Annotated in this window: 19 protein-coding genes; 11 read left to right on the forward strand and 8 right to left on the reverse strand. The window is 73.4% G+C overall.

Translation table 11 applies throughout. The features are described from left to right. Positions 1-38 precede the first annotated feature (38 nt). Positions 39-1,043, reverse strand: coding sequence for an acyl-CoA dehydrogenase family protein (locus AQI95_RS20625; RefSeq protein ID WP_067125455.1), 1,005 nt, complete (start codon positions 1,041-1,043; stop codon positions 39-41). Then, positions 1,043-2,182: an acyl-CoA dehydrogenase family protein gene (locus AQI95_RS20630; RefSeq protein WP_067126297.1), complete on the reverse strand. Its 1,140-nt coding sequence runs from the start codon at positions 2,180-2,182 to the stop codon at positions 1,043-1,045. Before AQI95_RS20630 ends, AQI95_RS20625 begins: the two co-directional genes overlap by 1 nt. Positions 2,183-2,242: 60 nt before the next feature. On the opposite strand from AQI95_RS20630, the gene AQI95_RS20635 reads away from it, so the two are divergent. From AQI95_RS20635 to AQI95_RS20645, 3 genes are read left to right on the forward strand one after another with little or no spacing between them, the layout of a single operon-like run. Then, entirely contained in the window at positions 2,243-3,028 is a 786-nt protein-coding gene (locus AQI95_RS20635) for an SDR family oxidoreductase (RefSeq protein ID WP_067125459.1), read from the forward strand. Positions 3,029-3,055: 27 nt separating this feature from the next. Further along, the gene (locus tag AQI95_RS20640) at positions 3,056-3,667 is read left to right on the forward strand and encodes a TetR/AcrR family transcriptional regulator (protein WP_067125461.1); all 612 of its coding nucleotides are present in this window, start codon (positions 3,056-3,058) and stop codon (positions 3,665-3,667) included. 40 nt (positions 3,668-3,707) lie between these two features. Continuing rightward, on the forward strand, positions 3,708-4,865 hold the full coding sequence (locus AQI95_RS20645; protein WP_067125464.1) for an acetyl-CoA C-acetyltransferase: 1,158 nt from the start codon (positions 3,708-3,710) through the stop codon (positions 4,863-4,865). 66 nt (positions 4,866-4,931) lie between these two features. Here AQI95_RS20645 and AQI95_RS20650 read toward each other — a convergent pair whose 3' ends face one another. The 4 genes from AQI95_RS20650 to AQI95_RS20665 are packed head-to-tail and all read right to left on the reverse strand — an operon-like array spanning position 4,932 to position 8,372. Continuing rightward, positions 4,932-5,996: an NAD(P)H-dependent flavin oxidoreductase gene (locus AQI95_RS20650; RefSeq protein WP_079071391.1), complete on the reverse strand. Its 1,065-nt coding sequence runs from the start codon at positions 5,994-5,996 to the stop codon at positions 4,932-4,934. A 4-nt stretch (positions 5,997-6,000) separates the two neighbouring features. Further along, entirely contained in the window at positions 6,001-6,780 is a 780-nt protein-coding gene (locus AQI95_RS20655; protein WP_067125467.1) for a CoA-transferase subunit beta, read from the reverse strand. Continuing rightward, entirely contained in the window at positions 6,777-7,628 is an 852-nt protein-coding gene (locus tag AQI95_RS20660; RefSeq protein ID WP_067125470.1) for a CoA transferase subunit A, read from the reverse strand. The genes AQI95_RS20655 and AQI95_RS20660 overlap by 4 nt, the downstream gene beginning before the upstream one ends. Further along, on the reverse strand, positions 7,629-8,372 hold the full coding sequence (locus AQI95_RS20665) for an enoyl-CoA hydratase family protein (RefSeq protein WP_067125473.1): 744 nt from the start codon (positions 8,370-8,372) through the stop codon (positions 7,629-7,631). Positions 8,373-8,466: 94 nt separating this feature from the next. Between AQI95_RS20665 and AQI95_RS20670 the strand changes: the two genes are divergently transcribed. Beyond that, complete coding sequence (locus tag AQI95_RS20670; protein WP_067126303.1) at positions 8,467-9,216, forward strand: SDR family oxidoreductase; 750 nt, start codon at positions 8,467-8,469, stop codon at positions 9,214-9,216. Continuing rightward, positions 9,213-10,121 carry an SDR family oxidoreductase gene (locus AQI95_RS20675; protein WP_067125475.1) on the forward strand — a complete coding sequence of 303 codons (909 nt, stop codon included), beginning with the start codon at positions 9,213-9,215 and terminating at the stop codon, positions 10,119-10,121. Before AQI95_RS20670 ends, AQI95_RS20675 begins: the two co-directional genes overlap by 4 nt. On the opposite strand, the gene AQI95_RS20680 is transcribed toward AQI95_RS20675, so the two are convergent. Both AQI95_RS20680 and AQI95_RS20685 read right to left on the reverse strand, forming a co-directional pair. Then, positions 10,118-10,999: a hypothetical protein gene (locus AQI95_RS20680; RefSeq protein WP_067125478.1), complete on the reverse strand. Its 882-nt coding sequence runs from the start codon at positions 10,997-10,999 to the stop codon at positions 10,118-10,120. The genes AQI95_RS20675 and AQI95_RS20680 overlap by 4 nt on opposite strands. 58 nt (positions 11,000-11,057) lie before the next feature. Further along, positions 11,058-12,812, reverse strand: a complete 1,755-nt coding sequence (locus AQI95_RS20685) for a glycoside hydrolase family 35 protein (protein ID WP_067125481.1) — start codon at positions 12,810-12,812, stop codon at positions 11,058-11,060. Between the two features lie 181 nt (positions 12,813-12,993). On the opposite strand from AQI95_RS20685, the gene AQI95_RS20690 reads away from it, so the two are divergent. The 6 genes from AQI95_RS20690 to AQI95_RS20715 all read left to right on the forward strand — a co-directional run bounded on the left by AQI95_RS20690 (position 12,994) and on the right by AQI95_RS20715 (position 20,797). After that, positions 12,994-13,911 (forward strand): helix-turn-helix domain-containing protein, encoded by a 918-nt coding sequence (locus AQI95_RS20690; protein WP_067125483.1) that lies wholly within the window; start codon positions 12,994-12,996, stop codon positions 13,909-13,911. Positions 13,912-13,916: 5 nt separating this feature from the next. After that, entirely contained in the window at positions 13,917-14,264 is a 348-nt protein-coding gene (locus AQI95_RS20695) for a chorismate mutase (protein ID WP_067126306.1), read from the forward strand. A gap of 106 nt (positions 14,265-14,370) precedes the next feature. Further along, positions 14,371-16,905: an aminopeptidase N gene (gene pepN / locus AQI95_RS20700; RefSeq protein ID WP_067126309.1), complete on the forward strand. Its 2,535-nt coding sequence runs from the start codon at positions 14,371-14,373 to the stop codon at positions 16,903-16,905. A gap of 110 nt (positions 16,906-17,015) precedes the next feature. Beyond that, the gene (locus AQI95_RS20705; protein WP_067125486.1) at positions 17,016-17,846 is read left to right on the forward strand and encodes an NAD(P)H-binding protein; all 831 of its coding nucleotides are present in this window, start codon (positions 17,016-17,018) and stop codon (positions 17,844-17,846) included. Between the two features lie 183 nt (positions 17,847-18,029). Next, positions 18,030-19,388, forward strand: coding sequence for a pyridoxal phosphate-dependent decarboxylase family protein (locus tag AQI95_RS20710; RefSeq protein WP_107121709.1), 1,359 nt, complete (start codon positions 18,030-18,032; stop codon positions 19,386-19,388). Then, positions 19,385-20,797 (forward strand): lysine N(6)-hydroxylase/L-ornithine N(5)-oxygenase family protein, encoded by a 1,413-nt coding sequence (locus AQI95_RS20715; protein WP_067125492.1) that lies wholly within the window; start codon positions 19,385-19,387, stop codon positions 20,795-20,797. The genes AQI95_RS20710 and AQI95_RS20715 overlap by 4 nt, the downstream gene beginning before the upstream one ends. Positions 20,798-20,933 lie beyond the last annotated feature (136 nt).

The following is a 20,933-nucleotide window of genomic DNA, read 5'->3' on the forward strand; positions in this document are numbered from 1 at the left end:
CACCCCGGCACAGGAGGGGCAGGGTGCCCGGATCTCGCTCAGGGTCCTGCCGGTCCCTTGAGTGCGTCGTCGAGAACCAGCTTCCGGCACTCCTCGGGTGCGCCCCACGCCGTCCGCAGGGCGCGGGCCCTGGTCAGCCACAGGGACAGGTCGAACTCCGCGGTGTAGCCGATCGCGCCGTGCAGCTGCAGCGCCGCACGGGCCGCGCCGTACGCCGCCTCGCAGGCCTTGAGCTTGGCGGCGGCGACGTCGGCGGGCCGCAGTGAGGTCGCGGCGCCGAGGACGAGCGGCCGGGCGAACTCCAGGGCCGTCATGGCGTCGGCAAGGCGGTGCTTGACCGCCTGGAAGGAGCCGATGGGGACGCCGAACTGGGTGCGCTGCCCGACATACGCGACCGTGCGGTCCAGCAGGGCGAGTCCGACACCCAGGGCCTGGGCGGCGACGGCGAGACGGCCCCAGGTGAGGGCGCGCTCGCGCGGGGGATCGGCGGTGAGGAGTTCGCCCTGCGGGGCGAGCGGCGTCAGCCGGCGGGCGGGGTCGAGACAGCGGCGCACCGGGCCCGCGGCGCCGGTGGACAGGTACAGCCCGTCGGCGGTGACGGCGAGGCGCAGGGTGGCCGCGTCGCCGTCGAGAGCGAGGCGGAGCGCGGACGCGTGGCCGTCGAGGGCGGGTCCGGCGGGCGCCGCCACCGTCGCGAGGTCGGTCCCGGCCACGAGTCCGGGCAGGAAGCGTCCGGCCGACGGAGGGTCTTCGAGGAGTACGGCCGCCGCGACCGTCTCCACCAGCGGACCCGGTACCGCATGACGCCCCAGCTCCACGAAGGCGAGCGCCAGTTCCACGGGATGCGGCTCCAGCCCGCCGTACTCCTGCGGCACCGCGAGGCCGAACACCCCTGCCTCCGCGATCCGCGACCACAGTGCGCGCCCGCTCGCGTGGTCACCGCGGCTCCAGTCCCGGACCACCGCCGGGGTGTCCGCGGCCGACAGCATCGCGTGCAGCGACGCGGTGAAGGCGCGCTGTTCGGCGTCGGGCAGGAAGCGCATCAGCGGCGTCCCTTCGGCAGGCCGAGCAGCCGCTCGGCGACGATGTCCCGCTGGATCTCGTTGGCGCCCGCGTAGATCGGGCCCGCGAGCGCGAACACATACCCCTCGGACCAGGCGGTGTCGGCCGACTCGCCGTCCTCCTCCAGCAGATCGAGCGCCGTCTCGTGCAGCGCGAGGTCCAGTTCGGACCAGAAGACCTTGTTCATGCTGGATTCGGGACCGAGCCGCTCGCCCTCCAGGAAGCGGGAGGCGGCCGCGTAGGTGAACAGCTGATAGGCACGCGCACCGATCAGGGCGTCGGCCACCCGGGCGCGCGCGTGCTCCGGGCAGCCGCGCGAGCGCCACAGCTCGACCAGCCGGTGTGCCGAGGCGAGGAAACGGCCCGGTGAGCGCAGGGTGAGCCCGCGTTCTTCGCCCGCCGTGGACATCGCGATCCGCCAGCCCTGGCCGGGCTCGCCGATCACGTCCTCGTCCGGCACGAACACGTCGTCCAGGAACAGCTCGGCGAAGGCCGGCCTGCCGTCCAGGCGGCCGATCGGGCGGACCGTGACACCCGGTGCCCGCAGGTCGAACATCAGGTAGGTGAGCCCCTGATGGGGTCTCGGGGTGTCCGGGGCACTGCGGAAGAGACCGAAGGCCCGGTCGGCGAAGGCCGCCCGCGAGGACCACGTCTTCTGCCCGCTGATCAGCCAGCCGCCGTCCGTCCGCACCGCCCTGGAGGTCAGCGAGGCCAGGTCGGAGCCCGCCTCCGGCTCGGACCAGGCCTGCGCCCAGACCACCTCGCCGGTGGCCATCGACGGCAGCACGCGCGCGCGTTGCTCCTGCGTGCCGTGCTCGAAGAGTGTCGGGGCGAGCAGGCTGACGCCGTTCTGGCCGACGCGGCCCGGCGCGCCCGCCGCCCAGTACTCCTCCTCGAAGACCAGCCAGCGCAGGAGCCCGGCGTCCCGGCCGCCGTACTCCTTCGGCCACGACACCACCGACCAGCGGTCCGCGGCCAGTTCGCCCTCCCAGCCGCGGTGGGCCGCGAAGCCCTCCGCCGTCTCCAGGGACGGGAACGGCGTGCGCGGCACATGCGCCGCCAGCCAGGCCCGGGCCTCGGCGCGGAACTCCTCGTCGGCCGGGGAGTGAGACAGATCCACCACCGACACCTTCCTCCCTCGACCTTCCCTAACAAGTGTTTGGTAGGTTAGCGTGCCCCTATGACAGGCGTCGAGAGCCCGGCCTACGTACCCGGGCACGGACTGCTGCGGGGCCGCACCGCCGTCATCACCGCGGCGGCCGGTGCCGGCATCGGCGGAGCGACCGCGCGCCGCTTCCTGGAGGAGGGCGCGCGCGTGCTCATCAGCGACGCGCACGCGCGCCGGCTGAAGGAGCACGAGGCGGAACTGGCCCGGCGGTTCCCGGGCGCGGTGACGGCGCTGCCGTGCGACGTCACCGACGAAGGCCAGGTGCGGGCCCTGTTCGAGACGGCCGTGGCCGAGCACGGACGGCTGGACGTCGTCGTCAACAACGCGGGCCTGGGCGGCACTTCGGACCTGGTCGACATGACCGACGAGCAGTGGTCCCGAGTGCTGGACGTGACACTGAACGGCACCTTCCGGTGCACACGCGCCGCCCTGCGGGCCATGCGGGGGACCGGAAGCGGAGTGATCGTCAACAACGCCTCCGTCGTCGGCTGGCGGGCCCAGGCCGGACAGGCGCACTACGCCGCCGCCAAGGCCGGGGTGATGGCGCTGACCCGGTGCGCGGCGATCGAGGCCGCCGCCTACGGAGTGCGGGTCAACGCCGTGGCGCCGAGCCTCGCCATGCATCCGCACCTGGTGAAGGTCACCTCCGCCGAACTGCTCCAGGAGCTGACCGAGCGGGAGGCCTTCGGGCGCTACGCGGAGCCCTGGGAGGTGGCCAACGTGATCGTGTTCCTGGCCTCCGACTACTCCTCGTACCTGACCGGCGAGGTCGTCGCCGTCAGCAGCCAGCATCCCTGATGACCGGGGGCAGACCACAATGGGTGCGTGCCGACCAACAAGAAGCCCCAGGTGACCGCGGCAGCGGCCCGGCGCGGCGAACTCCTCACCACCGCAGCCGAGGTCTTCGCCGAGCACGGCTACAACGCCACCACCGTCCGCCGGATCGCCGACCACGCCGGGATGCTCGCGGGCAGCCTGTACTACCACTTCGACTCCAAGGAGTCGATGCTCGAGGAGATCCTGCGCACCTTCCTCGACGAGCTGTGGGACGGCTACGACACCGTCCTCGCCGCGGGGCTCGGGCCCCGCGAGACGCTGGAGGCGCTCGTCACCGAGTCCTTCCGGGAGATCGACCGGCACCGCGCGGCCGTCGCGATCTACCAGAAGGAGAGCAGGCAGCTCGTCGCCCAGGACCGGTTCGCGTTCCTCGCGGAGTCCCAGCGCCGGTTCGAGAGGGCCTGGCTGTCCACGCTGGAGCGAGGTGTGGCCGAGCATGCCTTCCGCGCCGACCTCGACGTCCGCCTCACCTACCGGTTCGTGCGCGACACCGTGTGGGTCGCCGCCTCCTGGTACCGGCCCGGCGGACAGCACAGCCCCGAGGAGATCGCCCGTCAGTACCTGTCGATGGTGCTGGACGGGATCGCCGTACGCGAGTGACACCTGTCGCATAACGCCCCTTTCCTGTCTGGGAGTTGTCATGGCCGAGGCCTATATCGTCGAAGCGGTCCGCACGCCCGTCGGGCGGCGCGGGGGAGGGCTCAGCGCGGTCCACCCGGCCGATCTGGGCGCGCATGTGCTGACGGCGCTGGTGGAGCGGACCGGAATCGACCCGGCCGCCGTGGAGGACGTCGTCTTCGGCTGTCTGGACGCGGTCGGGCCGCAGGCCGGGGACATCGCCCGCACCTGCTGGCTGGCCGCGGGCCTCCCCGAGGAGGTGCCGGGCGTGACCGTCGACCGGCAGTGCGGCTCCTCCCAGCAGGCCGTGCACTTCGCCGCCCAGGCGGTGCTTTCCGGCACCCAGGACCTGGTGGTCGCCGGCGGGGTGCAGAACATGTCCCTGATACCCATCGCCTTCGCCTCCCGGCAGGCCGCCGCACCGCTCGGCCTGACCGACGGCCCCTTCCTCGGCAGCCCCGGCTGGCGCGCCCGCTACGGCGACCAGCCCGTCAACCAGTTCGCCGGCGCCGAGATGATCGCCGCCAAGTGGGGCGTCGGCCGCGAGGAGCAGGAGGAGTTCGCCCTGCGCTCGCACCGGCGGGCGATCCACGCCCTCGACACCGGCCGCTTCGACCGCGAGACCGTCCGCTACGGCGCGGTCGCCGTGGACGAGGGACCGCGTCGGGACACCTCCCTGGAGAAGATGGCCGCCCTGAAACCCGTCCTCGACGGCGGCACCATCACCGCGGCCTGCTCCTCCCAGGTCTCCGACGGTGCCGCGGCCATGCTGCTCGCCTCCGAACGGGCGGTCCACGACCACGGGCTGCGCCCCCGCGCCCGCGTCCACCACCTCTCCGTACGCGGTGAGGACCCCATCCGGATGCTCTCCGCCCCCATCCCGGCCACCGCGCACGCGCTGAAGAGGACCGGCCTGACCATCGACGCCATCGACCTCGTGGAGATCAACGAGGCCTTCGCCCCGGTCGTCCTGGCCTGGCTGCGCGAGACCGGCGCCGACCCCGACAAGGTCAATGTCAACGGCGGCGCGATCGCCCTCGGCCATCCGCTCGGTGCGACCGGCGTCCGCCTGATGACGACCCTGCTGCACGAACTGGAGCGCACCGGCGGCCGCTACGGCCTGCAGACCATGTGCGAGGGCGGCGGCCAGGCCAATGTGACGATCATCGAACGCCTCTGAGCCTTCCCAGCCCCGTCATCCCGGCCCCGCCACCCCCTCCCGGCCCCGTCACCCCTCCCCTCCCCGTCACCTCTCCCGGCCCCGCGGGCCTGCCAGTCCGTCCAGCACCTCCTGCGCCTCCTTCACGATCCGCTCCACCAGCTCCGCGCACGACGGCAGGTCGTCGATCACCCCGGCGACCTGCCCGGACGCCATCACCCCGAGGTCCGTACGGCCGTCCACCATCGCGGACTTCAGCAGCATCGGCGTGTTCGCGGCCAGTACCACCTGGCTCCAGGACAGCTCCTTGCCGTGCTTGAGCGCGAGACCGTCGCGGATCAGCTGCGGCCAGGTCAGCCCCGACAGCCGCCGGAATCCGGCCGCCTTGCGCAGGGCGTGGGCGAGGACCCGTATCCGGCCCGACCGCTCCAGCGCGTCCACCAGATCCGTGCGCAGCATCCGGTGCGGCAGGCCGTCCACCGCCCGCGTGACCGTCACGTCCCGGACCGTCGCCGCCAGATAGCGGGCCTTCACCGGGTCCGGCACGGTCGAGTCGGAGGTGAGCAGGAACCGCGTGCCCATCGCCACCCCGGCCGCCCCGTACGCCAGCGCCGCCACCAGGCCCCGTCCGTCGAAGAAGCCGCCCGCCGCCACGACCGGGATGTCCACCGCGTCCACCACCTGCGGCAGCAGCACGCTCGTCGCCACCTCGCCGGTGTGCCCGCCGCCCTCGCCGCCCTGCACGATCACTGCGTCCGCACCCCACGCGGCCACCTTCTCGGCGTGCCGGCGCGCCCCGACGGACGGGACGACGACCACACCCGCCTCCTTGAGCCGGGCGATCAGCTCGCGCGAGGGGGCCAGGGCGAACGAGGCCACCCGGACCCCCTCCGCCAGCATGATCTCCACCCGGTCGGCCGCGTCGCCCGCGTCGGCGCGCAGATTCACCCCGAACGGCGCGTCGGTACGGGACCGCACCTCTCGTATCGCCTCGCGCAGCCGGTCCGGCGTCATCGTCGCGGAGGCCAGGATGCCGAGCGCGCCCGCGTTCGCCGCCGCCGAGACCAGCCGGGGGCCGGCCACCCAGCCCATCCCGGTCTGCACGATCGGATGCCGCACCCCGACCAGCCGGGTCAGCGCGGTCTCCCTCACCACGTCACCCCCTTCCGCCCTCGGGCACCTCGCGCAGGCGCGCCCCGTCCGGGTCCAGCACCTCGCGGATCAGCCGCAGTTCCGCCGGCTCCGGCTCCCGGGTGCGGGGCACCTCCTGCGGCACGGCCAGCGCGAAGCCCGTCGCCTCCCGCACCTGCGCCACGTCGACCCCCGGATGCAGCGAGGCGAGCCGCATCGTGTGATCGGGGGTGGCGAAGTCGAAGACGCCGAGGTCGGAGACGACCCGCACGAGGCGGTGGAACCGGGCCGTGGCGCCCAGGGCGGCCGCCCGGTCGTACCCCACCCCGCACACCATGTCCACCCGCTCCACGAACACCCGCCGGGAATGTCTCGGGATCCAGTAACTCGTCGGGTTGTTGAGCGTGTTGAGGGACGCACCGCGCACCCCCAGCAGCTGTCGGCGCGGCTGTGCCCAGTCGCCGACACAGGAGATGTTCTGGTTGCCGTGGCGGTCGATCTGGCTCGCGCCCATCATCACGTGCCGGCGTCCGCCCGCCACCAGTTCCAGATGCTGCCGGTAGGGCAGCCAGCCCTCGGGCGTGCCGTCCGGGCGGACCAGCAGGGCCTCGCCGTCGGTCAGCAGCAGGTCCGGTGCGAAGGTGAGCCGGGCCAGTCGCGCGCCCAGCGAGGGGATCAGGCCCATCGGGCTCGCCAGGATCTCCCCGGCCCCGCGCCAGGCCTCGGCACAGGCGATCACGCAGTACTCGGCCCGGGTGGGCGGGCCGGCCGGGGCGCGGCTCGCCGTCGTCTGCGGAATGTTCATTCCTCGCTCTCCTCCCGCCAGTCCCGCACCGCCGCCCGATACGCCTCCTCGTCCCCGCCGAGGAACCTCCGGGCGAACTCCGGCCACGGGGTGGACGCGTAGTGCCGCTGGAACTCCTCGTCCCTGCCGTAGTCCGGTGCGCAGGAGGTGAAGTGTGCGCCGTTCGGGGCCTCCACCACGCCGGTCACCGCGAGCCGCTTGAGGAGCAGCGACTGCGGGGGCGCCTCCTTGGTCAGCTCGGCCGTGTCCACGATCCGTTCGCAGGAGACGTAGGCCGCGTCCGCCGCCTCGCAGAACAGGTCGTCGAAGTACGGGTCCGGGCCCAGGCACCGGCCGTTGCCCAGCCGGTCGGCGCGGCCCACGTGCACCAGCGCCGCGTCCATCCGCAGGGCGGGCATGGCCACGAACGTCTCCCCGTCCTCGTAGGGCGAAGTGACCGTCCGCAGGCCGGGGTTGACCCGCATCACGTCCGAGCCGAGGCCCGCCCGCACCGGTGCGAAGGGCAGCCGGTGCGCCGCCGCCCGCAGGCCCCACTGGAACATCCCCTCGTCGATCTCCGTCAGCGCGAAGGCACCCCGCTCACGTGCCGCGCGGTAGTGCGGTTCCAGCGGGATGGAGTCGAGGGTGACGAAGGCGGTGACCAGCCTGCGGATCCGGCCGGCCGCGGCCAGCATCCCGACGTCCGGGCCGCCGCACGACACGACCGTCAGATCGCTGACGGATGTCCGCAGCAGGGCTCTGACCAGCGCCATCGGCTTGCCCCGGGAACCCCAGCCGCCGATGCCGAGGGTCATGCCGCTCTCCAGCCGGGAGACCACCTCCTCGGCGGTCATCGTCTTGTCGCCCATCTATGCGCCCTCCTTCCCGAACGTGTCGCGGACCCGGTCGGCCAGTCCGCTCAGGTTGGCCTCGAAGGTGAAGCCCTGCTCGAAGCGGTAGCTGCGGCGCACGTCGACCGGGTCGATGCCGTTGATCGCCGCCTTGGCCATGCGCAGCAGCCGCCCGTCCTTCGCGGCGATCTCGCGGGCCAGCTCCAGCGCCGCCGCCCGCAACCCCGCGCGCGGCACCACGCGCCACACCGAGCCGTGCCGGTGCAGCTCCGCCGCGCTCACCGTGCGCCCCGTGTAGTACAGGGCGCGCATCAGGTGCTGCGGGACCAGCCGGGCCAGATGGGTCGCGGCCCCCAGCGCGCCCCGGTCCAGCTCGGGCAGCCCGAAGACGGCGTCCTCGCTCGCCACGATCGCGTCCGCGCTGCCCACCAGGCCTATCCCGCCGCCCAGACAGAAGCCCTGCACCGCCGCGACGACTGGGACCGCGCACTCGTAGACCGCCGCGAAAGCCTCGGCGCAGCCGTGGTTGACGCCGATCAGCGCCTCCTGACCCCGTGCCTGTATCTCCTTGATGTCCACGCCCGCGTTGAACCCGCGGCCCTCGGCGCCCAGCACCACGCACCGGACCTCGGGGTCGCGGCCGGACTCGCGCACGGCGTCGGCCAGCTCGAACCAGCCGCGCACCGGCAGCGCGTTGACCGGCGGGACGTCGACGGTGACCACGGAAATCCCTTTTTCCGGGGACGAACGGGAGACACCCATGGGCGCATCAGCTACCTTTCCACCAAACATTTGTTAGGTGCGAGGCTTCGAAGCTAGCAGTCGGCACAGACGAGCGGGAGAGCCTGTGGACAACTTGCCGCGCGACACAACCGTCGTCGTCACCGGCGGCACCCGGGGGGTCGGGGCCGGGATCGCCCGGGCCTTCGCCGAGACCGGCGCCCGGGTCGTGGCCTGCGCCCGCAGACCTCCCGAACAGCCGCTGGACGGCATCGAGTTCATCCCCCTCGACCTGCGCGACCCGCCCGCCGTCCGGACCTTCTTCGGCGCGCTGCCCCGACTCGACGTGCTCGTCAACAACGCGGGCGGCACGCCGTACCGGCGGCTGGCGGACGCCGACTCCGAACGGCACGCCAAGGTCATCGAGTTGAACCTGATCACCCCGCTGACCGCGTCCCTCGCCGCGTACGAACAGCTGCGCCGCAGCCGGGGCTCGGTCGTGATGGTCGGCAGCGTCAGCGGCGGCCGGCCCTCGCCCGGTTCGGCCGCGTACGGCGCGGCCAAGGCCGGTCTCGCGAACCTGGCCGCCTCCATGGCCGTGGAGTGGGCGCCGGACGTCCGCGTCAACACGCTCGTGGTCGGCATGGTCCGCACCGAGCTGTCCCCTGTGCACTACGGCGGACCGGACGGCATCGCCGCCGTCTCCGGGACCGTCCCGCTCGGCCGGCTCGCCGTTCCCGCCGACGTCGGCGCCGCCGCCGTCTTCCTCGCCTCCGACGCGGCCGCCTACATCAGCGGAGCCAGTCTGCACGTCCACGGCGGCGGGGAGCGGCCCGCCTTTCTGGACGCCTCGACCGTCAACCGTCAACCGGGAGAAGTCAGATGAGCGGAATCTGCGACGGCCGGGTCGTCGCCGTCACCGGCGCGGGCCGCGGGCTCGGCCGCGCCCATGCCCTCGCCTTCGCGGCCGAGGGCGCCCGGGTCGTCGTCAACGACCTGGGCGTCGGGCTGGACGGGGCACCCGGCGCGGAGAGCCCGGCCGAGGCCGTCGTCGCGGAGATCCGGGCCGCCGGCGGCGAGGCGGTCGTGCACGACGGTGACATCGCCACGACCGACGGCGCGGCCTGCCTGGTCCACACCGCCCTGGAGGCGTACGGCCGGTTCGACACGCTCGTCAGCAACGCCGGGTTCCTGCGCGACCGGATGCTGGTCAACCTCGACGAGGACGACTGGGACGCGGTGATCCGCGTCCACCTCAAGGGCCACTTCCTGCCCCTGAGGCACGCCGCCGCGCACTGGCGGGCCGAGGCCAAGGCGGGGCGCCTCCCGCAGGCCCGGATCGTCCACACCAGCAGCGGGGCCGGACTGCTGGGCTCGGTGGGGCAGGGCAACTACAGCGCCGCCAAGGCCGGGATCGTCGGGCTGACCCTGGTCGCCGCGGCCGAACTGGCCCGCTACGGCGTCCAGGTCAACGCCGTCGCGCCCGCCGCGCGCACCCGTATGACGGAACGCGCCTTCGCCCAGGCCATGGCGGCCCCGGCCACCGGCTTCGACGCCATGGCGCCCGAGAACGTCTCCCCGCTCGTGGTCTGGCTGGGTTCGGCCGCGAGCGCGGGGGTCACCGGCCGGGTCTTCGAGGCGGAGGGCGGCCGGATCACCGTCATGGAGGGCTGGCGCCCCGGCCCCACCGCCGACAAGGGCACCCGATGGACACCGGCCGAGGCGGGGGAGCGGGCCCGCGAGCTGCTGGCGGCGGCGGAAGGGCCGGGGGCGGTCTACGGCGCCTCTTAGGTGTCGCACTCCAGGACCGTCCGGCACAATCCGCACCGCGCCCGTACCCGCCCCTTCACCGGTACCCGGATCCGCTGGTGGCAGGTCGGGCAGGGGAACGTCACACGGAGCTGGCCGGTGGGGTCGGGGGTGAAGGCGTAGGGCGCCTCCGGCGGAGCGGACGGCGCGTGCCTGCGGTCGTGGGCGTAGCGGCGCCGGCCCGCCCAGCCGGCCCCGGTCAGCGGGGGTTGCTGCTCGTCCCGGCGGGCCTGGGCCATTCCCTTGACGTACGCGTCGTAGGCCTGCGGGCTGGTGAACCACACCGAGGGATCCTCGTGGAAGAGCAGGGCCCGCTTGGCCAGGACGTACCCGAACTCCTCCGGGGTGAGGTATCCGAGTTTCTGCGAGGAGACCGCGTCCTCCCGGAAGGCGTCCAGCAGCAGCCAGCCCGCGCCCAGATAGGCCGTCACCGTGTCCGTGAGGATCTCGTTGTCCGGCGTGGACGGGAAGGACAGGTCCAGGCGGTGCAGATAGACGTGCGCCACCTCGTGGGCGAGCGCCGCGCCGATGTCCCGGCGGTGGGTGCGGAAGCGGTCGTTCAGTTCCACGAAGTACTCGGGGCCCGCCGCCAGTTCGACATGCGCCGCGTGGGTCATCTCGCGGAATCCGACGATCAGCCGCGCGTCCGGCAGCCGGAAGTGCCGCACGATCTCGCGGGCCACGCGCTGCGCGCCCAGGTGCAGATCGTCGGTGTCGCAGAAGGCCGCGTCGGCCGGGGCCAGGCTGGTCGAGAACGTCTGGACGGTGTCGTAGGACAGGCGCCTGTACAGCGCGGTGATGGCGGCCCGTACCGTCTCCAGGTGCGGGTAGCCGTGCTGGACCGGTCCGCCGTTCGCCACGTCCGCACCCCCAATGACGCCGGAACTCCTCTCCACTGTAGGCGGCAAGGGCGGCCGGTCACACCGGCAGCAGCCGGGGCGCCGGCCGGTCCGGGTCGGTCTCCTGCAGCTCCAGCACCCACACCTCGTTCTCGCCCTCGCGCAGCACCGGGCCGGGGACGTACAGGGACCGCTGCGGGCCCACCGACCAGTAGCGGCCCAGGCCGAACCCGTTGATCCAGACGAAACCGCGGGTCCGGCCGGGCAGCTCCAGCCGGGCGTCCCCGGCCCCGCGGACCAGGACGGTGCCCCGGTACAGGCCCGCCGCGCCCTCCTCGGGCAGCGCGCCGAACCCCACCTTCGCGACGCCGCCCGAGAAGGCGTCCAGATCCAGGCCACGCGCGCGTACCCCGTGCAGATACTGCCGTTCGTGCAGGATGCCGCCGGTGATTCCCTTGGCCTCGCCGAAGCGCGGCCCGTAGCTCACCCGCCCGAGGGACTCCACCCACAGCTCCACGCGCGCGGGGCTCGCGACGGGCTCCTCCAGCCGCGGCTCCTCCTCGGTGAGCACCCCGGCCCGCTCGCCGTCGACGTACACCACGGCGAGGTCCCGCAGCCCGCGCAGGGCCAGCGGATACGGCTGCCGGGGGCCGGGCACGTCCACCTCGTAGCGCACCAGTCCGCGGGTGACGTCCAGCTCCTCGAAGGTGGGCGGCACCGGCGCCACCGTCTCCTCGCCGCCCAGCGCTTCCAGGACGTCCCCCAGGGAGGCGAAGCCGTCCAGCGCCACCTCGGCCGGGAGGCCCAACGAGGCGGGCGGCGGCGGCAGTTCGGGCAGTGGCCCGTCGTGGTGGTCGGCCAGCACGTCGCGAAAGCGCCAGAACTTCTCCGTGGGGCGGCCGTACTCGTCCACGGGGGCGTCGTAGTCGTAGGAGGTCACATCGGGCTCCAGCGGGCCCTCGTGGAGCGTGCCGCCCCGGTTGGCGCCCGCCCAGCCGCCGAAGCTCGTGCCGCCGTGCGCCATGTAGAGGTTCACCGACGCCCCGCACTCCAGGATCTCCCGCAGCGCCTTCGCAGCCTCGGTGGGGTCCCGTGCGACATGCTCGCCGGCCCAGTGGTCGAACCAGCCGCACCAGAACTCCATGCACATCAGCGGGCCCTCGGGGCGATGGCGGCGCAGTGTCGCGAAGGCCTCGCGCGCGTGGGAGCCGAAATTCACCGTGGCGAGCACCCCGGGCAGCGAACCGCCGGTCAGCATGTGGTCCTCGGGGCCGTCCGAGGTGAACAGCGGGACCGTGACGCCCTCGGCGCGCAGCAGGGCCGCCAGCTCCTCCAGATAGCCGGTGTCACTGCCGTAGCTGCCGTACTCGTTCTCGACCTGGACCAGGACCACCGGGCCGCCGCGGTCGATCTGCCGGGGCACGATCTCGGGCATCAGTTGATGGAACCAGTGCTCCACGTGGGAGAGATAGCGCGCGTCACGCGTGCGCACGCGCATGCCCGGCTCGCCCGTGACCCAGGGCGGCAGGCCGCCGTTCTCCCACTCGGCGCAGATGTAGGGGCCCGGCCGCACGATCGCCCACAGACCGGCCTCCCGGACCGCGTCCAGGAAGCGGCCGAGCGCCGGCACGTCCCGGCAGCCGCCCGGGACCGGCCGGTGCAGGTTCCAGGGGACGTACGTCTCCACGCAGTTCAGGCCCATCGCCCGCAGCATCGCCAGCCGGTGCCGCCAGTGCTCCTCGTGCACCCGGAAGTAGTGCAGCGCCCCGGACAGCAGCCGCACCGGCCGGCCGTCCAGCAGGAAGTCGGATTCCCCCACCGTGAACTCGCTCATGAGCGAAAGCCTCACCCCTTCCGACGATCAGCGCCATGGACGAAGATCGGCGCTGCTTGGACAAAACGCTTGGACAAAACGCTGGGACAAACGCTGGGACGGGACGCCTGTGGGCCGCGACGCCCGCGGGACGCGACGCCCGGGCGGAAGTCCGTGGTCGCCGATGCCGGGAGGAGCGCCGATGTACCACACCTGGATGCGGTTCTTCAGCCCTGGCCCCGCCCACCACCGCCTCGGCCTGGTCTGCCTCGGCGTCGGACTCCAGCACGGCGCGCTGCCCACGGTCGGCCCCCGCACCCTCGACCACCATGTGGCCGTCGTGATCAGCACGGGCCGCGGCTGGTACCGGGGTGCCGACGGGCGCCGTACGGCCGTCACCGCGCCCGCGCTGCTGTGGCTCACCCCCGGCGTGCCGCACCACTACGCTCCCGACCCGGACGCCGGCTGGGACGAGGGCTTCGTCGACTTCGCCGGCCCCGCCGCCGCGACCTACACCGAACTCGGCTACATCGAGCCCGAACGGCCCGTCGTAGCGCTCTCGGACGCCGCCGGACCCCGCGCGGTGGTCGCCCGCATCGCCCGCGCCGCCCGCCGCGGCAACCCGCTGCTGGAGGTGGAGACCGGCGCCGCCGTGCACGAGCTGCTCGTCGCCCTGCGCCGCGCCCGCGCCGACCTCGCCCCGGACGGCGACCAGGTGCTCCAGGCGCTCGCCCGCGACGCCTGCGCGCCGCTGAGCGTCGCCGACCACGCCGCCCGGCACGGGATGACCACCGCCGAGCTGCGCGGCGCCGTCCGCCGGGCCGCGGGGTGCAGCCCCAAGGACTATCTGCTCGGCATCCGCCTCGGCCGGGCCAAGGAACTCCTGGCCGCCACCGAGCTTCCCGTCGCCGCAGTGGCCCGCCGCGTGGGCTACGACGACCCCGCGTACTTCTCGCGCCTGTTCACCCGCCGGGTGGGCCTCGCCCCGGTCCGCTTCCGGGCCCAGCAGGGCCGCAGCGTGCCCGGCGGCTGGAGCGACCGCGTCCCGGACCCGGACGATCCACCGATGATCCACTCCCCGGACACCCCGAAGGCCGGGCCCGGCGACCCCATAGGGTGACGTTCATGACCACCAGCAAAACCGGAACCGGTGCCGTGGACCCCGAGGTCCGTCGGGAACTGGAGCGGCTGCGCGACAGCATCGACAACATCGACGCGGCCGTCGTCCACCTGCTCGCCGAGCGTTTCAAGGCCACCCAGCAGGTCGGTCGGCTCAAGGCGGTGCACCAGCTGCCGCCCGCCGACCCGGCCCGCGAGGCCCGCCAGATCGACCGGCTGCGCCGCCTGGCGGAGAACGCCAAGCTCGACCCGGCCTTCGCCGAGAAGTTCCTGAACTTCATCATCGCGGAGGTGATCCGGCACCACGAGCGCATCGCCGAGGACGCGGCCAACGGCCAGCAGCCGGACGACTGACCCCCGGGTGGGTCGCGAGTGACTCCCGGGACCGGTGGGCCGGACAAAAGCCGCGAAACCGTCCACCCCCTGTGCGCTGTCAGTGCGATCAGGCAGCATGGCCTGCATGTCCGTTCTCACGCGCGATGAAGCGCAGCTGCGAGCACAGCTCCTCGACGTCCACCGCTACACGGTCGGACTGGACCTGACCACCGGGGACGAGACCTTCGACTCCCGTACCGTGATCCGGTTCACCGCGCGGTCCGCCGGGGACACGTTCGTCGAGCTGAAGCCCGCCGAGCTGCGCACGGTCACGCTCGACGGACAGCCCCTCGACCCGGAGTCGCTGCACGACGGCCGGCTGGCGCTGAAGAACCTCTCCGCGGGCGAGCACGAGCTGCGCGTCGAGGCGGCCATGCGCTACTCCCGCACCGGCGAGGGCATGCACCGCTTCACCGACCCGAGCGACGGTGAGACCTACGTCTACACGCAGCTGTTCATGGACGACGTCCAGCGTGTCTTCGCCGCCTTCGACCAGCCCGACCTGAAGGCCGTCTTCGAGGTCTCGGTGACGGCGCCCGCGGGCTGGACCGTGCTGGCCAACGGCATCACCGAACAGCGCCCCGACGGCGTCTGGCAGGCCGCGCCCACCCCGCCGATCTCCACGTACCTCGTCGCCGTCGCCGGCGGTCCCTGGCACTCGGTGCGCACCGAGCACCGGGGGCTGCCCTTCGGCATCCACTGCCGCCGCTCCCTCGCGCCGTATCTCGACACCGACGCCGAGGAGATCTTCGAGGTCACCCGCGCCTGCTTCGACCGCTACCACGAGAAGTTCGAGGAGCCGTACCCCTTCGACTCCTACGACCAGGCGTTCGTTCCCGAGTTCAACGCCGGCGCCATGGAGAACCCGGGGCTGGTCACCTTCCGCGACGAGTTCGTCTACCGCTCCGCCGTCACCGACACCGAGCGGCAGACCCGCGCCATGGTCATCGCGCACGAGATGGCCCACATGTGGTTCGGCGACCTTGTCACCCTCAAGTGGTGGGACGACATCTGGCTCAACGAGTCCTTCGCCGAGTACATGGGCTACCAGACCACCGCCGAGGCCACCCGCTTCGCCGGGCCCTGGACCGAGTTCGGCGTCACCCGCAAGGCCTGGGGCTACGACGCCGACCAGCGGCCCACCACCCACCCCGTCGCCCCCGAGAAGGTCGACGACACGGCCTCCGCGCTGCTCAACTTCGACGGCATCTCCTACGCCAAGGGCGCCTCCGCGCTGCGCCAACTGGCCGCCTGGCTCGGTGAGAAGGACTTCCTGGCGGGCATCAACACCCACTTCGCCCGGCACAAGTTCGGCAACGCCACCCTCGCCGACTTCATCGACTCCCTCGCCTCCGCCACCGACCGTGACGTGCCCGCCTGGGCCGACAGCTGGCTGCGCACCACCGGCGTGGACAAGCTCACGCCCGTCGTCGCCTCCGGTGACGGCGGCCACACCCTGACCGTCGACCGCGCGGGCAGCCGTCCGCACCGCCTCACCGCCGGTCTGTACGACCACGCCGTCACCGATGAGGGCCGGCTGGTGCTGCGCACGCGCCTCGACCTGGACGTCCCGCAGACCGCTCCGCAGACCATCGGCAAGCGCCCCGCGCTGATCCTGCTCAACGACGGCGACCTCACCTACGCCAAGGTCCGCTTCGACCCCGAGTCCTTCGCCACGATCCGGGCCGGCCTGGCCGGACTGCCCGACCCGCTCACCCGCGCGGTCGTCTGGAACGCCCTGCGCGACGCCGTGCGCGACGGCGAACTGGCGCCCGCCGCCTACCTGGAGACGGCCCGCGCCCACCTCCCGCGCGAGACCGACCTCGCCCTCGTCCAGGGCGTCCTCGCCTTCGCCTCCGGCCAGATCGCCGACCAGTACCTGAAGCCCGAGGACCGCCCGGCCGCCCTGTCGACCCTCACCGCCCTGTGCCGCGACCTGCTGCGGCGCACCGAGGACGGCGACCACCCCGGCCTGCGCCTGATCGCCGTACGGCACCTGATCGCCGTGGCCGCCCACCCCGACGCCATCGCCGCCTGGCTCGCCGACGGCACGGTGCCCGGCGGGCCGGAACTCGACCCCGAGCTGCGCTGGCGCATCCTCGGCCGGCTCGCCGTGCTCGGCGCCACCGACGAGGCCGCCATCGCCGCCGAGCTGGAGCGCGACCCGAGCGCCACCGGCCAGGAAGGCGCCGCCCGCTGCCGGGCCGCCCTGCCCGACCCGGAGGCCAAGCGGGCGGCCTGGGAGGCGATGTTCGCCGGCGACGATCTGTCCAACTACCTCTTCACGGCCACCGCGCAGGGCTTCTGGCAGCCCGAACAGGCCGATCTGGTAAGGGAGTACGTGCCGCGCTTCTACCCGGACGCCGTGGCCGTCGCGGCCCGGCGCGGCCCCGCCATGGCGGTCGCCGCCGGCCGCTGGGCCTTCCCGGCCCATGCCGTCGGCCCGGAGAACCTGCGGCTCGGCGAGGCCTGTCTGCGTGACGCGGACCCCACCCCGGCCCTGCGCCGCACCCTCGCCGACCGCCTGGACGACCTGGCCCGGGCCACGCGGGTACGGGACGGACAGGGCGAACGGGACGGGCGGGAGGAGCCGGTGGAACAGGGGGCGCGAGCGGAGTAGGTCCGGTGGCCTAGGGCCTGGATCGTCCCTTGCGACGATGCCCCGGTCCGGGCACCTGCTTAGGCTCGGCAAGGTCAGGAACGATCAGCCGAGCCTTCGGAGGCACCTTCGTGATCGCAGTGACCGGCGCGACCGGCAACGTCGGCCGTGCCCTCGTCCACCGTCTCCTCGCCGCGGGCCGGCCCGTGCGGGCGCTCACCCGTGACCCGCAGCGGGCCGCGCTGCCCGCCGGCGCCGACGTGGTGCGGCTCCAGCCGGACGACCCGGCCACCCTGTTCGACGGGGCGACGGCCCTCTTCCTCTACGCCCACCCCCGCGCCGCCGATCTGCTGGCGGGGGCCCGCGCCCACGGGGTGCGGCAGGTCGTGCTGCTCTCCAGCGCCATCGTCCAGGAGGGTGCCGACGAGACCCACCCCATCCACGTCATGCACGCCACCGTCGAGCAGCAGATCCGCGACAGCGGGCTCGACTGGACCTTCCTGCGGCCGGGCGCGTTCGCGACCAACGCCCTGCAGTGGGCGCCGCAGATCCGCGCCGGGAACACCGTCCGCGGGGTCTTCGCGGGCGCGCTCTCCGCGCCCGTCCACGAGGACGACATCGCGGCCGTCGCCGAGCGCGCCCTGCTCGACGGCGGTCACGAGGGTGCCGTGCACCGGCTGACCGGGCCCGCGGCGACCACCAACGCCGAGCAGGTCGCGGTGATCGGCGCGGCCGTCGGCAGGGAGCTGACGTTCGTGGAGAGCGATCCCCGAGAGGCGGGCCCGGAGCTGTTCCCGCACGCCCCGCCGCAGATGGTCGAACGGCTGCTGCAGACCTTCGCGGACAGCGTCGGCGTGCCACCGGAGATCACGGACACGGTGGAGAAGGTCACCGGCACCCCGGCCCGCACCTTCGCCGCGTGGACGCGCGACCACACCGAGGATTTCCGGGGACCGGCCTGACGGCCGACCGGCGTCCGCGCACAGTCTCCGCCTCAACGCGCCTTCCTCGTACGGGAATACCCACTTTCGGGTTGTGATCGTTGGTTTTTCGGGACGCACGGGCCTCTTTCCGTACAAGCTGGAATTCCAGGCACAAGCCGGAAGGCCCAGGAGCGGAGGAAGCCGATGAGCGACGCCGGACCTCTGCGCACGCCGCCCCTCGCGTCGGGCCCCCACGGCTCCGCCGCTCTGCGCCCCCTCCTCGGCACCGTCCTCGACGCGCTCGCGGCCGGCGGCCGGGCGCGCGGCGGGCCGCTGCCCGCCGGGGGACCCGAGACCGTCGCCGCGCGGGTCGTCGAGATCCTCGGGGACGTCCTGCCGGAGCAGGGCGACCCCGAGGCCCTGCCCGTCCTCGTGCACGCCCTGGCGGAGGGTGCCGCCGACCCCGCCGAGCCGCTGTGCGCGGCCCATCTGCACTGCCCGCCGCTCGCCGTGGCGACCGCCGCCGACCTGGCCGTGAGCGCACTCAACCCGTCCCTGGACTCCTGGGACCAGGCCCCGGCCGCCTCCGCCCTGGAGGCCGCGGTCACCCGTGCGCTCGCCCACGCCGCCGGGCTCGCCGACGCCCTCGTCACCACCGGCGGCACCGAGTCCAACCAACTCGCCCTGCTGCTCGCCCGCGAGGCGTACGGCGGCAGCGTGCGCCTCGTGCACGGGGCCAACGCCCACCACTCGCTGCCCCGTGCCGCCTGGCTGCTCGGCCTGCCGGACCCGGTGGTCGTCCCGGCCGCGGGCGGCACCCTCGACCTCGCCGCCCTCGACGAGGCCCTCACCACGCTCTCCGGCCCGCTGCTGGTCGCCGCCACCGCCGGCACCACCGACGCCGGCCTCATCGACCCGCTGCCCGAGATCGCCGGCCTGTGCACCGCCCACGGAGCCCGGCTGCACATCGACGCGGCCTACGGCGGGGGCCTCCTCTTCAGCGACCGGCACCGGGACAGACTCGCCGGACTGGAGGCCGCCCACACCGTCACCCTCGACCTGCACAAGCTCGGCTGGCAGCCGGTCGCCGCCGGACTGCTCGCCGTCGCCCGCCCCCGCGAACTCGCCGTGCTCCACCGGCACGCCGACTACCTGAACGCGGACGACGACACCGAAGCCGGACTCCCCGACCTGCTCGACCGCTCCTTGCGCACCACCCGCCGCCCCGACGTCCTCAAGATCGCGGTCACTCTGAAGAGCCTCGGCCGCACCGGCCTCGGCGCCCTGGTCGACCAGGTCTGCGCCCGCGCCCGCGAGTTCGCCGCGCTCGTGCGGGAACACCCCGGCTTCGAGCTGTACGACCGGCCCGTGATCAGCACGGTCCTGTTCCGGCCCGCCGACGCCGCCGACGACGCCGTGGCCGCCGTACGACGCAGGCTGCTGCACGAGGGCCGGGCCGTCCTCGGGCGCGCCCGGCTCGACGGCCGCCTCTGGCTCAAGGCCACCCTCCTCAACCCCCACACCCGGCCGGACGACCTGGTCCAGCTCCTGAAACTCGTAGAAGAAGGCACCCTCGGATGACCAACCCCCCACACCACGACGCCGCTTCCCCCCGCGACCTGGTCGGCATCGGCATCGGCCCCTGCAACCTCTCGCTGGCCGCGCTCGCCCACCCGCTCGCCGAACTCGACGCCGTCTTCTACGAACAGCGTCCCGACTTCGCGTGGCACCGCGGCCTGCTCATCGAAGGCGCCACCGTCCAAGTGCCCTTCCTGGCCGACCTGGTGACCCTCGTCGACCCGACCAGCCCATGGAGCTTCCTGAACTACCTCAGAGCCCGCGAGCGGCTCTTCCTCTTCTACTTCGCCGAGCGCTTCCACATCCAGCGCGCCGAGTACGACTCCTACTGCCGCTGGGTCGCGCAGAGCCTGCCCGCGCTGCGCTTCCACCACCAGGTCGACGCGGTCCGCTGGAACCCGGAACGGGACGTGTTCGAGGTCGACTTCACCCAGCTCGACGCCGAGGGCGAGGCCGAGGCCCTCGGCCGTACCTACACCCGCAACGTCGTCCTCGGCGTGGGCACCGCGCCCTATGTGCCCGACCCGCTCAGGCCGCTGGTGGACGCCCCGGGGGTGCCGGTCGTGCACGCCGCCGACTACCTGGACCACCGGTCCGAGGTGCTGGCCGCCGACCACGTCACCGTCGTCGGCTCCGGACAGTCCGGCGCCGAGGTCTTCCTCGACCTGCTGCGGCACCGCCCCGCAGGACGCGAGAGGCTGCACTGGATCGGCCGCAGCGAGGCGTTCGCGCCGATGGAGTACTCCAAGCTCGGCCTGGAGCACTTCACCCCCGACTACACCCGCTACTTCCACGCACTCGCCGAACCCGTCCGGGACCGGCTGATCGCCGCGCAGTGGCAGCTGCACAAGGGCATCGACGCCGGTACGATCGCCGCCATCCACGACGAGCTGTACCGGCGCACCCTGCACGGCGGCTGGCCCGACGCCGTCCTCACCCCGGGCGTCCGGGTGCGCACGGCCGGCCGGATCGCCACCACCAAGGTCGAACTCCATCTGGAACATCTCCAGCAGGACAGCCGCTCCCGGCTCACCACCGGCGCGGTCGTCCTCGCCACCGGCTACCGTGAGCGCTCGCTCGACCGCATCCTCGCCGGACTCGACCCCTACATGCGCCGCGACAACAGCGAACGCCCGCGGATCGACGACGAGTTCCGGCTCGTCCTCGACCCGTCCGTGACCGGCTCGGTGTACGTCCAGAACGCCGAACTGCACACGCACGGCGTGGGCGCGCCCGACCTGGGCCTCGCCGCCTGGCGCAGCGCCGCCATCCTGAACTCCCTCACCGGGGAGAACCCCTACCCGCCGGCCGCGAGAACGGCCTTCACGACCTTCGGTCTCCAGAGCACCCGGCCCCGGATTCCGCGGGCCCGGCAGGAACTGCACCTCACCCCCCTGGTCGAAGGAAGGTGACGGTCGGGGCGTAGTCCGGGCGGGCCGCCGGTGTCGCCCGGCTTCTCGACGTGGACCGAGGCGTCGGCGGCCGTCCGGACGGGCGGAATTCGCTCATTGGAGCGAGTGGCCGCACAATTCAACACTTGTCAATAAC

This window comes from Streptomyces yokosukanensis (assembly GCF_001514035.1).
GTDB classification, from domain to species: Bacteria; Actinomycetota; Actinomycetes; order Streptomycetales; family Streptomycetaceae; genus Streptomyces; species Streptomyces yokosukanensis.

Bases quoted from the DNA above. Each gene is read 5' to 3' on its own strand.
- AQI95_RS20625 (WP_067125455.1), bottom strand. From the start codon at position 1,043: ATGCGCTTCCTGCCCGACGCCGAACAGCGCGCCTTCACCGCGTCGCTG.
- AQI95_RS20635 (WP_067125459.1), top strand. From the start codon at position 2,243: ATGACAGGCGTCGAGAGCCCGGCCTACGTACCCGGGCACGGACTGCTG.
- AQI95_RS20645 (WP_067125464.1), top strand. From the start codon at position 3,708: ATGGCCGAGGCCTATATCGTCGAAGCGGTCCGCACGCCCGTCGGGCGG.
- AQI95_RS20655 (WP_067125467.1), bottom strand. From the start codon at position 6,780: ATGAACATTCCGCAGACGACGGCGAGCCGCGCCCCGGCCGGCCCGCCC.
- AQI95_RS20660 (WP_067125470.1), bottom strand. From the start codon at position 7,628: ATGGGCGACAAGACGATGACCGCCGAGGAGGTGGTCTCCCGGCTGGAG.
- AQI95_RS20665 (WP_067125473.1), bottom strand. From the start codon at position 8,372: ATGGGTGTCTCCCGTTCGTCCCCGGAAAAAGGGATTTCCGTGGTCACC.
- AQI95_RS20675 (WP_067125475.1), top strand. From the start codon at position 9,213: ATGAGCGGAATCTGCGACGGCCGGGTCGTCGCCGTCACCGGCGCGGGC.
- AQI95_RS20685 (WP_067125481.1), bottom strand. From the start codon at position 12,812: ATGAGCGAGTTCACGGTGGGGGAATCCGACTTCCTGCTGGACGGCCGG.
- AQI95_RS20690 (WP_067125483.1), top strand. From the start codon at position 12,994: ATGTACCACACCTGGATGCGGTTCTTCAGCCCTGGCCCCGCCCACCAC.
- AQI95_RS20695 (WP_067126306.1), top strand. From the start codon at position 13,917: ATGACCACCAGCAAAACCGGAACCGGTGCCGTGGACCCCGAGGTCCGT.
- pepN (WP_067126309.1), top strand. From the start codon at position 14,371: ATGTCCGTTCTCACGCGCGATGAAGCGCAGCTGCGAGCACAGCTCCTC.
- AQI95_RS20715 (WP_067125492.1), top strand. From the start codon at position 19,385: ATGACCAACCCCCCACACCACGACGCCGCTTCCCCCCGCGACCTGGTC.